The sequence below is a fragment of the Streptomyces sp. YIM 121038 genome (assembly GCF_006088715.1).
Taxonomy (GTDB): domain Bacteria; phylum Actinomycetota; class Actinomycetes; order Streptomycetales; family Streptomycetaceae; genus Streptomyces.
This window is the reverse complement of sequence record NZ_CP030771.1, coordinates 4,053,165-4,065,920: the sequence shown is the minus strand read 5'-3', so window position 1 is coordinate 4,065,920 and position 12,756 is coordinate 4,053,165. Positions and strand designations below refer to the sequence as shown.

Genomic DNA, 12,756 nt, shown 5'->3' with positions numbered 1-12,756 from the left:
GGGGCCCGCGGCCGGACCCGGACTCCCGCCTCACCAGGTGAAGTTCGGGTCCACCTTCATGCACGCCTTCTTGTCGGAGCCGTTGAGCGCGTCCGCCGACTTCGGCGTCGAGTCGTCCTGCCTCTTCGCCTTCTCCGGCTTGTCGCCCTCGCGCCAGTCGGCGCCCACGACCAGCGTCACGCCGGAGACGTCGGTCGACCTCTTGGCCGCGCTCAGCGGCAGGCCCAGGGACTTCGCGACCCGCTGGGCGTCGCCCTCCAGGTCGACCGACGGATAGCGCACCACCGTCCTGGCCTCGGTGAGGGCCGTCGCCGTGTCCGGCGCCGCCTTGCTGAAGCCCGCCGCGGCGAGCAGCTGCGCGACCGTGCTCGCCCGGCCGCTGACCGGCGGCTCGGTGGCGGTGCGGGTGCCGTTCTGGACCTGCACCGCGATGTCGGCGTCCGGCGCGGCCGGGTCGTCGGACGGCTTCTCCTTCGGCTTCTTCTTCTTGCCCTTGCCGTCCAGGGGGATGTCGTCGCGTACGAGGCGGAAGAGCTGCTCGGCGTCGCCCGGCTTGGGCACCACGCGCGAACCGGAGTACTCGAACGGCATCGTGGTCATCGTCGTGCGCTCCGGCGAGACCTTCTTCAGCTCGTTGCCGAGGTCGTACAGCTTGAGGACCGAGCCGAGGCCCGGGTCGACCTTCAGGGCCTTCGTGGCGTTCTCGGCGAGCTTGCGCAGCCGGTTCGGGCTGGTCAGGCTCGCGTTGTCGCGCAGGGTGCGGACCAGCGAGTTCATGTACATGTGCTGGGCCTTGGCGCGGCCGATGTCGCTGCCGTCCTCGAAGCCGTAGCGCGTGCGCAGCCACTGGAGGGCCTGCTCGCCCTGGATCTTCGAGGTGCCCTTGGGCAGCTTCAGACCGGAGCCCTTGCCCGCGCGGGTGCGCGAGTGGATGTTCTTGTCCACGCACACGGGGACGCCGCCGATGGCGTCGGCCATCGACACCACGCCGGAGAAGTCGACCATCATGAAGTGGTCGATGCGGATGTTGGTCAGCTTCTCCCAGGTGGCGACCGTGCAGCCGGGGCCGCCGCGGCCCAGGGACTCGTTCGTCATCGCCCGCGGCCCGAGCTCGTCGTACACCTTGCCGTCGTCCGGGTCCGTGCACTTGGGGATGGTCAGGAGCGTGTCGCGGGGCATGCTGACCATCGACATGTTGGTGCGGTCCGCCGACAGGTGGAGCAGCATCTGCACGTCCGCGAGCGGGGGGCCGCCGAAGGTGTCCTTGGCGCCGCCGAGCTTCTGGTTCGCCTTGGAGTCCCGCGCGTCCGAGCCGATCAGGAGGATGTTGAGCGGGGTCTGGCCCGCGGCGTTGGGCGTGGGCGCGGGCGCCCGGTGGTCGCCCAGGTTCAGGTCGTCCGTTTCGAGGTTGCTGTTGAGGTGCTGGTAGTAGAGGTATCCGGCCCCCGCGGTGCCGAGTATCAGTACGGCCAGGACGGTCGCCGACCAGCGCAGCACCCGCCGCTTGCGCCGGGGCGCCGCGCGGCGCGTGCGGCTGCGGGAGCCCCGGGCCTCTTTGCGGCGGGAGCGGCCCTCGCCTTCCGCGTCGCCTTTTCCGCGGGAGCGCCCCCCGCCCGCTGTGCCGCGGGACGGCCCCGGGGCCTTCGTGTCCCGCGCGTGTGGCTCCGCGGTGTCCCGCGCGTGTGGCTCCGCGTCCTTGGCATCGCTGTCCGGACGGTCGCCTTCCGCGCGGGACCGCTCACTCGTGGCCTCGTGGGTGCCCGCCCCCGAGGACACTCCCTCCCCACGCACGCTGTTCTGCCCCATCCCCTGTCCCTCCCCGCCGTGCTTCCCAAGTGTGGCCCACCCGTGGCCACTTGCGGCACGCTGCCGCCGCCCCGGCGGCCGGCGCGGTATGTCACGCTTCAACCACCGGGGCGTTCTGTGAGACGTGAAACGACCGCCTCAGGTCACTTGGCACACACGGTTTTGTCGGCCTCGACCTTCTGGATGCCGTCCGGAGCCTTCGACGGGGCCTTGACGGGCACCCCCGCGCCCTTGAAGTCGGCACCGAGGGTCAGCACGATCGCCGGCAGGCCCTGCGCGTTCTTCTCGCTCTTGCCCGGCTTCAGGGCGGCGGCGGGCAGCCCCATGAGGTCGGCCAGCTTCCGGGCCTCGTCGGCCTGCCCGGCGCTGTACTCCACGGTCGTCTTGCCCTGTTTGCCGGCGTTGCCGAGCTGGCTGGACTTCGTCACGCCCTCAGTGTTCTGCAGCCAGCTGAGAGTTTCCTGAGCGGCGCCGTTGCGGTCGCTGCCGTTGTAGACGTCGACGCGGACGTCGGCGGCCTCGGCGCGCGGGCCCTTGAGCCGCGCGGCCACGGCGGCCTTCTCCTTCTTCTCCTTCTTCTTGACCTCGGTCAGCGACACGTCCTCGCGCAGCATCGAGAACAGCTCGTCGGACTTGGCCTTGTTCAGCACGACCGTGACGGGCTTCTTCTCGGCGGGGTTGTCGATCACCGGGGTCGTCGCGAAGGTCAGGTTCTTCATGTCGAACTTGCCGAGTTCCATGCCGAGGTCGCGGAGCTTCAGTATGTCCTTGATCTTGGAGTCGACGGTCAGCGCCTTCGTGCCCGCCTCCGCCAGACTTATGATCTTCGTCGGGCTGGTCAGCGTGCCCTTCGACTTCAGCTTGCGCATCAGCGAGCTGAGGAACTGCTGCTGCAGCTGGATCCGGCTGAGGTCACCGCCGGTGCCCACGGTGTACCGGGTCCGGACGAACGCCAGCGCCTCCTCGCCCTCGATCGAGTGCTTGCCCGCGGGCAGCTTCAGATGCGACTTGGGGTCGTCGAAGTCCTTGGCGAGGCATACGTCCACGCCGTCGACCGCGCTGGACAGCGTCTTGACCGCGTTGAAGTCGGCCACCATGAAGTGGTCGAGCTCTATGCCGGTGATCTGCGTGACCGTGCGCATGACACAGCTGGGCGTGCGCTCGTTCTGCCCGAGGCTCTCGTTGAAGCGGACCTTCTGCGAGCCCGGGATCGTCTTGGTGGAGCCGTCGTCCTGCTTGGTGGGGCAGTCCGGGATGTCGGTGATCAGGTCCCGGGGGATGCTCAGCGCGGTCGCGTTGGACCGGTCCTTGGACACGTGCAGCAGGATCGTGGTGTCCGCGTGCCCGACGCTGCCCTCATCGCCGTAGCCCTTGTTGCCGTCGCCGCTGCGCTCGTCCGTGCCCACGAGCAGGATGTTGATCGCGCGGTCCTTGCTGAACCCGCCGGTGCCGGCGCCGTCGTCGGAGACCGCCGTGATGTTGTCGTTGAGGTGCTGGTAGTACAGATAGCCGCCGACGCCGGCCGCGACGATCACGAAGGCGACCGTGCCCCCCGTCCACGCCAGTATCCGCTTGCCCGTGGACTTCTTCTTCTTGGTCTTGCCCTTGCGGCGGCTGCCCGCCGCCTCCGGCTGCGCGGCGCGGCGCCTGCGCTGGCCCGGCACCTGCTGCTCCCGGCCGCCCGGGCGCTCGGGCCCGCGCGTACCCGGGCGCGGGGCGCCCTGCTGCGGCGTGCTCTGCTGCGGATCCGCCGGGCGCGGGGCTCCCCGCCGGGGCGCCCCCCTGCGCGGGCCCGGCACGCCGGTCTGGGGCGCCGACTGCTCAGCGGAAGGGCTCAGTCGCAGTTCGTAGTCGCCGGTCTGCGGATTGAGTACCCACTGGTCTGCGGGATCGATGTTCTCCGCCCGCCCACGGCCTTGCGCGTCCACGGTTGTTTGCGTCCTCCGTCAGGGCCACGCGGCGCCTTTCCCCCCTCAAGAAGGCGCTCGGTCCAGTCGTACCAGCGGTGTGCGGCCCATCGGCCGGACACCGGATCGGCTCACACTATCCGCCCAGTTCAGCGTCCAGCGACGCCGGTGACAAATTCCACTCCCCTACAACTGGGCAATCCGCCCAATTTCTTGGCCGCGAGGCCCTGTCCACCCGGTGTTCGGATTACGCACAGGTGGATCCGGCGGCCGTGTTGCCCCGGAATGTGGGTGCCGGACTCGGCGTGTGCGTGGGGTCGTCCGGCTTCTCGTCGCTCCACTCGCCGCCGTCTTCGTAGTCCCCGGAGTCCGTGTACTCATCGGCTCCGTCGCCGGAGTCGTCCTCTTCTTCGTACTCCCCGCCGTCGTCGCCGTTCTCGTACGAGGATCCGTCACTGTTCGAGGTGGCTGAGGCATTCGATACGTCCGGCCGGGCGCGGGTGACCTGCACCGGCTCGTCCGTGCGGAGCCGGGTGAAGAGTTCGTCGGCCGCGGGTTCCACCAGCTCGTCGCGATTCGCGTCGTACGTGTAAGAGCGGCGTGGCACCGTGAGGAATTGAACCCGTTCTGTGGGGATATTGCGTAGTCCGCGCACCAGTTCGTACAAACCGCGCAGGCTCGCGAGTCCCGGGTCGGTGGTGAGCGACGACGTGGCCGCGTCCAGAACGGGATAGAGCTTCACCGGATTCAGCAGGACGTCGTTGCTGCGCACTTTGTTGACGAGCGCGCCGAGGAACTCCTGCTGCCGGTCCATGCGTTCGGTGTCGCTGCCGTTGCCGAGCGACTTGCGGGCGCGGACGAATCCGAGGGCCTGCTCGCCGTTGAGGGTCTGCCGTCCGGCGGGGAGCCGCAGCTTCGCGGCCGCGTCGTCCACCGGCGCCTTGAGGCACACCTGCACGCCGTCGACGGCGTCCACCATGTCCTTGAACCCGGCGAAGTCCACGACCATGTGGTGGTCGACCCGGATGTTCGTGAGCTTCTCCACCGTACGGATCGTGCAGGCCGTGCCGCCGAACTCGAACGCCCAGTTGAACTGCGCGAATTGGGCCCGCGTGCGGGAGCCGTCCGGGCGGCGGCAGCTCGGGATCCGCACCATCAGGTCGCGCGGCAGCGACACCGCGGTGGCGCTCTGCCGGTCGGCGGCCAGGTGCAGCAGGATCGTGGTGTCCGAGCGCTGGGTGCCGAGGTCGCGCCCGTACTTGTGGTTGCCGCGCCCCGAGCGGGTGTCCGAGCCGATCAGCAGGATGTTCTGGGCGTCGTGCACGAGCGGCGTCGGCCGCTCCTTCTCGTACCGCGCGAGCTCGGCGGCGGCGTCGGTGTCCTCCGTGATGTTCCCGTCGAGCTTCTGGTACACGGCCCAGCCGACACCGCCCGCCGCCAGTACGACCACGGCCGTGCCGACCCCGGCGTACCGCAGCCAGCGTCGTCTGCGGCGCCGCGCGGCGAGCCCCGACGGACTCGCTCCCGCGCCCGGTCCGTACGTGCTGTCGGTCACGTGTGGATCCACCCCTCGTGGCTGCGTCGGTGCATGGCGCTCCTACGACCATGACCCGGCCGGGGGCGGGGGGCTCGCGGATGGAGGGCCGAACGGGTGAGGGGCCCCGGGGCCGGCTCTCACCGGCCACCGGCTCTCACCGGCCACCGGCCCGCCCCGGCTACCGCACCGTCACGGTGACCCGCTCCGCCTCCACCCGCTTCTCCAGGCCGCCCTCCGGGGCCCGGTCGAGGTGGCGGCACAGCACCACGGAGCCGCCGGAGGCGAGCGGTGCGTACAGCCCGGCGCTCAGCCCGTCCCAGCTGTCGTAGGGGCGGCCGGACAGCAGCCGCGCCCCGGCCGCGAGCCCGAGCCCGGCGGCGTCGTCCAGGGCCCGCGCCACCACCTCGGCCCCGGTCAGCTCGGCCCCGCCGACGGCCAGGGCGGGTCCGTCCGGGTCCACGGGCGCGTACGGCGCGAAGCGGTCGCCCTGGCTCGGCACCTCCACCGCGTAGTCGGCGAACCCGTCCGGGGCCTCGGGGAAGCGCCCGCCGAGCGGCCGCAGCGCGAGCGCCACCCGCTCCCCGGAGCAGGCCCGCGCGGCTTCGAGGGTGTCGGGGCCGCTGACGACGAGGTCGGCGCCGGCCGGGTCGCCGCCGACGTCCGCGACGACGCCCACCGAGGAGCAGGCGAGCAGCCACACGGCGGTCTGCCAGTGCGCGGGAAGGAGCAGGGCGAGCCGGTCGCCGGGCTCGGCGGCGAGGTCGCCCTGGAGCAGGTTGGCGGTCTTGGCCACCCAATTGGCGAAGGTGGCCACGGACAATTCCACGCGCTCACCGGTGGCGTCGTCGTAGTACGTGACGAGCGGGCGCGCCGGGTCGGCGGCGAGCGCGGATCGCAGCAGGTCGGCAGGGGTGCGGTCGTTGGCGTTCACGGCCGCAAGGGTACGCGGGGGCCCGCGTGCCGCCGGTGCGGGCGGGGCAGTTGGGGACACCGGTTCGGCCGACTCCGGGCCGACGGACCGTCAGTTCCCCAATGGACAGATATGACCGGTATGCGGACGATCGTCTGCATGCGTGGATTCCTTGCTTCCTCGATCGGTGTCACCTGTGCGGCGGCGCTGGCCCTGCCCGTCGCCCTTCCGTCGACGGCCGCCGCCACGGCCGCCGGGCCGCCCGCGGCGGGCGCGCTGCCCGGCAGTACCCAGTCGCTCCCGCTGGCCCCGCTCGGCTCCGACCGGGCGGGCGGCGGGCCGCGGGCGGAGGGCCTGCCGCGGCGTGACGTACGGCCGTTCTCGCTGCTCGGCGTGGTCTGGGACGACGCGGACGCCGAGCTGCGCGGCACCGTCCAGGTCCGCACCCGCGCCACCGGCACCACGGTCTGGTCCGCCTGGCAGGACGTCGAGACGCACAACCACGAGCACGCCGCGGACCCCGGCGCGGCCGAGCGCGGCTCGGGCCGGGTGCGCGGGGCGACGGCGCCCCTGTGGGTGGGGGACTCGGACGGAGTGGAGGTACGCGTACGGGCGCGCGGCGCGGAGCCCGCGACGGGCGCACGCGCCGGACGACCGGACACCGCGCGCGACCGCGCCCCGGCGTCGCACGCCCACGCTTCGACGGCCGACGCGGAGGGCCGGGCCCCGGCAGGCGACGGGGGAGGCCGGACCTCGGCGGACGGCGTGGAAGGGCGGACCCCGACGGACGGCGTGGAAGGCCGGACCTCGGCGGACGGTGCCCCGGCGGACGGCTCCCCGGGGCTCCTCCCCGCCGGGCTGCGCCTGGAGCTCGTGGATCCCGGGGCGGAGCCCCCGCCCGGCGGCGCCCCGGCCGACGCCCCGCGCGCCACCACCCTGACCGCCGAGGCCGCGGCCTCCTCCGCCGTGAACGCCGACCTCGCCCCACTGGGCGCCCTGGCCGTCCCCGAGCTGACGAAGGAGCGCACCCGCGCGGACCTGCTCGCCGCCCGCGGCCTGCCCGGCGCCACCGGGGCCCGGCCCTACGTCGGCCCGCGCCCGCGCATCGTCACGCGCCGCGGCTGGGGCGCCGACGAGCGGCTTCGCGAACGGAACTTCGCGTACACGAAGACCGTCAAGGCCGCCTTCGTGCACCACAGCGCCACCGGCAACAACTACCGCTGCTCACAGGCGCCCTCCGTCCTGCGCAGTATCTACCGCTACCACGTCGAGAGCAGTGGCTGGCGCGACATCGGCTACAACTTCGCCGTCGACAAGTGCGGAAACATCTACGAAGGCCGCGCCGGTGGCGTGGCGAAGGCCGTCCTCGGCGCCCACACGCTCGGTTTCAACACCAACAGCATGGGCATCGCCGTCCTCGGCACCTACACCAGTGCCGCCCCGCCGAAGGCCGCGGTCACCGCCGTCGCCCGCCTCACGGCGTGGAAGCTGGGCCTGTTCGGGGCGAATCCCCGCGGAACGACATACCTGAAGTCGGGAGGTGGCAACCTCTACTCGAAAGGCACGAAGGTCCGGCTGCATGTGATCTCCGGCCACCGGGACGGTTTCGCCACCGAGTGCCCGGGTCGCCGCCTTTACAGCAAACTCGGCACGGCCCGTACCGCGTCGGCGCGCTACCAGGGCCGCTGACCCCGATCGCACCGCACGGCCCGCATACACGTCTGCATACACTGGCCGGCCGAAACAGAGTTCGGCCGGCCCCAGCAGGAAGCAGAGACGACAGGTGACAGAAGCGATCCTCCTGGTCGGCGGCAAGGGCACCCGGTTGCGGCCGCTCACGGTGAACACACCCAAGCCCATGGTCCCGGCGGCGGGCGTCCCGTTCCTCACCCACCAGCTGGCCAGGGCCCGTGCGGCGGGTGTGGACCACATCGTCCTCGCCACGTCGTACCTGGCGGAGGTGTTCGAGCCGTACTTCGGCGACGGCTCGGCGTTCGGTCTCCACATCGAGTACGTCACCGAGGAGGAGCCCCTGGGCACCGGCGGCGCCCTCCGCAACGTGGCGTCGCGGCTGCGCTCCGGGCCGCAGGATCCCGTCCTCGTCTTCAACGGCGACATCCTCACGGGCCTGGACATCCGTGCCCTGGTCGCCGAGCACGAGCGGACGCGGGCGGACGTCTCGCTCCATCTGACCCGGGTCACGGACCCGCGCGCGTACGGCCTCGTCCCCACCGACGGGACGGGCAAGGTCCTCGCCTTCCTGGAGAAGCCGCAGACGCCCGAGGAGATCGTCACCGACCAGATCAACGCGGGCGCGTACGTGTTCCGCCGCTCGGTCATCGACACCATCCCCGCGGGCCGCCCCGTCTCCGTCGAGCGCGAGACCTTCCCCGAGCTGCTCGCCTCCGGCGCGCATCTGCAGGGCCTGGTCGACTCGACGTACTGGCTGGACCTCGGCACCCCGCAGGCCTTCGTGCGCGGCTCCGCCGACCTCGTCCTCGGCCGCGCCCCCTCGCCCGCGGTGCCCGGCCGCTGCGGCGACCGCCTGGTCCTGCCGTCCGCCCGGGTCGCCTCCGACGCGAAGCTGACCGGCGGCACGGTGATCGGCGAACACGCGGTGGTGGGCGAGGGCGCCCGGCTGTACGGCAGCACGATCCTGTCCGGCGCGGTCATCGAGCCCGGCGCCGTCATCACCGACTCCCTCATCGGGGCCCGCGCCTCGGTCGGGGCCCGCTCGGTCCTCACCGGCGCGGTGGTGGGCGACGGCGCCCGCATCGGCGCGGACAACGAACTGCGGGACGGCGTACGCGTCTGGTGCGAGGCCACGCTCCCGGCGGGAGCGGTCCGCTTCTCCTCGGACCAGTAGGGCGCCTTCGGGCGGGACGGACCGCCGGGTGGCCCCCGTGCTCGGGCGGCTCTCCGGTGGGCGGACCCTCGTGTTCGGGCGGGCTCTCCGGCGGGTGGCCCCCCCCGTGTTCGGGTGGGCTCTCCGGGTGGGCGGACCCCCGGGTTCGGGCAGGTCGCCCGGGGCGTGGGCCCCGTCTTCGGGAAGGGGCGGGCGTGCGGGCTTCCGGCGGGGCTACCCTCGACGGATGTCCTCCCGTTTCGCCCCCCGCCCCACCCGCACCACCGTGCGCGGCGGCGAAACCCGTGTCCCCGTGGCGAGCCCCCGGCCCGCCACCGCGGCCATGCGCCGCACCTGGACCCCCGAGGCCCCGCTGCACCTGGGCCTCACCCTGGGCCCGCTGCGCCGGGGCCCCGCCGACCCCACCTTCCGCACCACCCCGGACGGCTCGGTCTGGCGGGCGACCCGCACCCCGCAGGGCCCCGCGACCCTGCGCGTGGCGCTGCGCGCGGGCACGGCGGAGGCGGAGGCCTGGGGTCCGGGCGCGGACTGGGCCCTGGACACCCTGCCCGACCTGCTCGGCGCGGCGGACGCCCCGGACGGCTTCACCGCCAGCCACCGCCTGGTCGCGCACACGGAGCGCCGCCGCCAGGGCCTGCGCCTGACCCGTACGGGCCTGGTGCTCGAGTCCCTGATCCCGTCGGTGCTCGAACAGAAGGTCACCACGGACGAGGCGTACCGCGCCTGGCGCCTGCTGGTCCGCGCGTACGGCGAACCGGCCCCGGGCCCGACGCCCCCGCAGGCCCGCATGCACGTGATGCCGGATCCGGAGACGTGGCGCCGCATCCCGTCCTGGGAGTGGCACAGGGCAGGGGTGGACGACAAGCGGGCCTCGGCGATCCTGCGGGCCGCGCGGGTGGCCGCCCGCCTGGAGGAGGCGGCGGCGATGCCCGTGGAAGAGGCCCGGGCCCGGCTCGAACTGGTCCCCGGCATCGGCCCCTGGACCTCGGCGGAGACGGTCCAGCGCAGCAACGGCGCCCCCGACGCCGTCACCGTCGGCGATCTGCACCTGCCCGGCATCATCGGCTACGCCCTGGCGGGCGAACGCGACGCCGACGACGCCCGCATGCTGGAACTCCTGGCCCCCTACGCGGGCCAGCGCCACCGCGCGGCCCGGCTGATCTGCCTCAGCGGCCACACCCCGCCGCGCCGCAAGCCCAAGATGCCGAAAGCCGACATCGCGGCCCTCTGAGCCACGAGCCCGCCCGGCACCAATCAGCCTGTCCGGCGTTTGAGGACGAGGCGCGGAGCGCCGAAAAGAGCGGGGGCACGGGGGCGGCAGCCCCCGGATCGGGAAGGGGCGGGCCTGGGGCGCCCCCGCGAGGGCCCGGCTACCGCACGACGAGGAACTCCTCCGCGTCCCGACCGACCCGCGCCCCCGGCGCCCCCGCGGGGTGCCCCACCGCGACGGCCCCCATCGGCTCCCACTCCGGCGGCAGGCCCAGCACGTCCCGCACCACGTCACGGCAGAACATCGTCGAGGACACCCACGCGGACCCGAGTCGCTCCCCGGCGAGGGCCACCAGGAGGTTCTGCACCCCCGCGCCCGCGGCGACGACGAACATCTCCCGCTCGGCGGTGTCCCGCCGCTCGTCGCCGTACGTGTGCGCGCCGTCCGTGACGAGGCAGGGGACCACCAGATAGGGCGCGTTGCGCAGGACGTCGCCGCGGCGCACGCGGCGGGCGATGGACTCCTCGGACTTGCCGTCCCGCCGCAGGTCGGCGATCCACGCCTCCCGCATGGCGTCGAGCAGCCGCAGCCGGGACTCCGCCGACTCCAGGAGCACGAACCGCCAGGGTGTCGTGTGGTGCGGAGCGGGCGCGGTCACGGCGGCGGCGACGGCGCGCCGCACGGCCCCGGGGTCGACGGGCTCGTCGGTGAACTCCCGCACCGTGCGCCGCAGCGCGAGCGCCTCCCGCACGGCCTCGCTCGTACCGAGCCGGAACATGTCGTCGCGGGCGTCGCGCACCAGGGCCCGCGCCCCGGTGTCGGTGTCGTCGGGGGTGTCCGCGCCGCGCACCGCGTGCGGCAGCCCCCGTACGACCGCGACGGGAAGCCCGGCGGCCTTGCCCTTCACGAGGTCACCGGCGGCGGCCAGCTCGTCGGCGGTGGCGACGACGGTGGCCTGGAGCGGATTCCCGTACGAGTCGACGCCGCCGCGCAGGTCGTCGAGTACGCGCACCCCGGCGGCGCCGATGGCGACGTCCGTCAGGCCGGAGCGCCAGGGGCGCCCGAAGGTGTCGGTGACGAGGACGCCGACGTCGACGCCGAGCGCGTCGCGCAGGCCCTCGCGCAGGGCGCGCGCGGACGCGTCGGGGTCCTCGGGCAGCAGCAGGACGGTCCCCGCGGGGGTGTTGGAGGCGTCGACCCCGGCGGCGGCCATCACCAGGCCCTGGCGGTTCTCGACGATGCGCAGGGTGCCGCGGCGGGCCACGACGCGGACGGTCTCCGCGTCGATCGCGGCCTCGCGGTCGGCGGCGGCGACGACGCGCCCCTCGGCCTTGCTGACGACCTTCGAGGTGACGAGGACGACGTCCCCGTCGGCGAGGCCGGGCTCGGCCGTGGCGATCAGCTTCGCCAGGTCGTCGCCCTCGCGGACCTCGGGCAGTCCGGGCACGGCCCAGGCCCGGAACGCCGGGGCGGTCACGCGCGGACCTCCTCGGCGAGGGCGAGTGCCTCGCGGGCCATGGCCGCGGTGGCGTCGACGTCCGTCATCATCAGCGGGATGGCGCGGCACCGGATGCCCGCGGTCTCGACGCGCTCCACGGTGGCGGCGTCCACGGTGTCGACGAGCCAGCCGTCGAGCAGTCCGCTGCCGTAGTGCTCGGCGACGGCGGCGGCCGTCGAGTCGACGCCCACGGCGGCGAGCACCTTGTCGGCCATGCCGCGCACGGGCGCGTCCCCGACGATGGGGGACAGGCCCACCACGGGCACCCCGGCCTCGGCGATGGCCTCGCGGATGCCGGGCACGGCGAGGATCGTGCCGACGCTGACGACGGGGTTGGACGGCGGGAAGAGGATGACGTCGGCCTCGGCGATGGCTTCGAGGACGCCGGGCGCGGGCTTGGCCTGTTCGGCGCCGACGGGCACGATCGCGTGGGCGTCGACGGAGGCCCGCAGGCGGACCCAGTACTCCTGGAAGTGCACGGCCTTGCGCTCGCCGGAGTCGCTGTCGGGCACGGTGATGGCCACGTGGGTCTCGACGCGGTCGTCCGACATGGGGATGAGCCGCACGCCGGGCTGCCAGCGCTCGCACAGCGCCTCGGTGACGGCGCTGAGCGGATAGCCCGCGGCGAGCATCTGGGTCCGCACGATGTGCGTGGCGAAGTCGCGGTCGCCGAGGCCGAACCACTCGGGTCCGACGCCGTAGGCCGCGAGCTCCTCCTTCACCTTGAAGGTCTCGTCCTCGCGGCCCCAGCCCTGTTCCTCGTTGATGCCGCCGCCGAGCGTGTACATCACCGTGTCGAGGTCGGGGCAGACCTTCAGGCCGAACAGGTGGATGTCGTCACCGGTGTTGCCGATGACGGTGATCGCCGCGTCGGGCGCGGCCTTCTTGAGGCCGCGGAGGAAACGGGCGCCGCCGATGCCGCCGGCCAGAACCACAATGCGCATGTGCCCAGCATCGCAGGCGGGTGTGACAGTGCGGCAGGCGGCCGGGGGATCGGCTGTGACGTCGGCGGGATCGCGCCG

The 12,756-nt window shown here is 73.4% G+C and carries 9 protein-coding genes; 3 read left to right on the top strand and 6 right to left on the bottom strand.

What is annotated here, in order from left to right:
- Positions 1-30: 30 nt before the first annotated feature.
- The 4 genes from C9F11_RS16940 to C9F11_RS16925 form a co-directional block, all read right to left on the bottom strand.
- Entirely contained in the window at positions 31-1,806 is a 1,776-nt protein-coding gene (locus C9F11_RS16940; RefSeq protein WP_138960086.1) for an LCP family protein, read from the bottom strand.
- A 143-nt stretch (positions 1,807-1,949) separates the two neighbouring features.
- The gene (locus C9F11_RS16935) at positions 1,950-3,734 is read right to left on the bottom strand and encodes an LCP family protein (protein WP_138960085.1); all 1,785 of its coding nucleotides are present in this window, start codon (positions 3,732-3,734) and stop codon (positions 1,950-1,952) included.
- 226 nt (positions 3,735-3,960) lie between these two features.
- The gene (locus tag C9F11_RS16930; protein ID WP_171075757.1) at positions 3,961-5,268 is read right to left on the bottom strand and encodes an LCP family protein; all 1,308 of its coding nucleotides are present in this window, start codon (positions 5,266-5,268) and stop codon (positions 3,961-3,963) included.
- Between the two features lie 160 nt (positions 5,269-5,428).
- On the bottom strand, positions 5,429-6,181 hold the full coding sequence (locus C9F11_RS16925; RefSeq protein ID WP_138960083.1) for a TIGR03089 family protein: 753 nt from the start codon (positions 6,179-6,181) through the stop codon (positions 5,429-5,431).
- Positions 6,182-6,319: 138 nt separating this feature from the next.
- Here C9F11_RS16925 and C9F11_RS16920 point away from each other — a divergent pair, with 138 nt between their 5' ends.
- The 3 genes from C9F11_RS16920 (at position 6,320) to C9F11_RS16910 (ending at position 10,257) form a co-directional block, all read left to right on the top strand.
- Positions 6,320-7,849, top strand: a complete 1,530-nt coding sequence (locus tag C9F11_RS16920; RefSeq protein ID WP_138960082.1) for a peptidoglycan recognition protein — start codon at positions 6,320-6,322, stop codon at positions 7,847-7,849.
- 94 nt (positions 7,850-7,943) lie between these two features.
- On the top strand, positions 7,944-9,026 hold the full coding sequence (locus tag C9F11_RS16915) for an NDP-sugar synthase (protein WP_138960081.1): 1,083 nt from the start codon (positions 7,944-7,946) through the stop codon (positions 9,024-9,026).
- Positions 9,027-9,252: 226 nt separating this feature from the next.
- Positions 9,253-10,257, top strand: coding sequence for a DNA-3-methyladenine glycosylase (locus C9F11_RS16910; protein ID WP_138960080.1), 1,005 nt, complete (start codon positions 9,253-9,255; stop codon positions 10,255-10,257).
- A gap of 139 nt (positions 10,258-10,396) precedes the next feature.
- Here C9F11_RS16910 and C9F11_RS16905 read toward each other — a convergent pair whose 3' ends face one another.
- Both C9F11_RS16905 and cofD read right to left on the bottom strand, forming a co-directional pair.
- Complete coding sequence (locus tag C9F11_RS16905; protein WP_138960079.1) at positions 10,397-11,713, bottom strand: coenzyme F420-0:L-glutamate ligase; 1,317 nt, start codon at positions 11,711-11,713, stop codon at positions 10,397-10,399.
- On the bottom strand, positions 11,710-12,678 hold the full coding sequence (gene cofD / locus C9F11_RS16900; protein WP_138960078.1) for a 2-phospho-L-lactate transferase: 969 nt from the start codon (positions 12,676-12,678) through the stop codon (positions 11,710-11,712). Before cofD ends, C9F11_RS16905 begins: the two co-directional genes overlap by 4 nt.
- Positions 12,679-12,756 lie beyond the last annotated feature (78 nt).

What these genes read in the sequence shown, in the direction of transcription:
- C9F11_RS16940 (WP_138960086.1), bottom strand. Translation starts at nt 1,806, where the DNA reads ATGGGGCAGAACAGCGTGCGTGGGGAGGGAGTGTCCTCGGGGGCGGGC.
- C9F11_RS16920 (WP_138960082.1), top strand. Translation starts at nt 6,320, where the DNA reads ATGCGTGGATTCCTTGCTTCCTCGATCGGTGTCACCTGTGCGGCGGCG.
- C9F11_RS16910 (WP_138960080.1), top strand. Translation starts at nt 9,253, where the DNA reads ATGTCCTCCCGTTTCGCCCCCCGCCCCACCCGCACCACCGTGCGCGGC.
- cofD (WP_138960078.1), bottom strand. Translation starts at nt 12,678, where the DNA reads ATGCGCATTGTGGTTCTGGCCGGCGGCATCGGCGGCGCCCGTTTCCTC.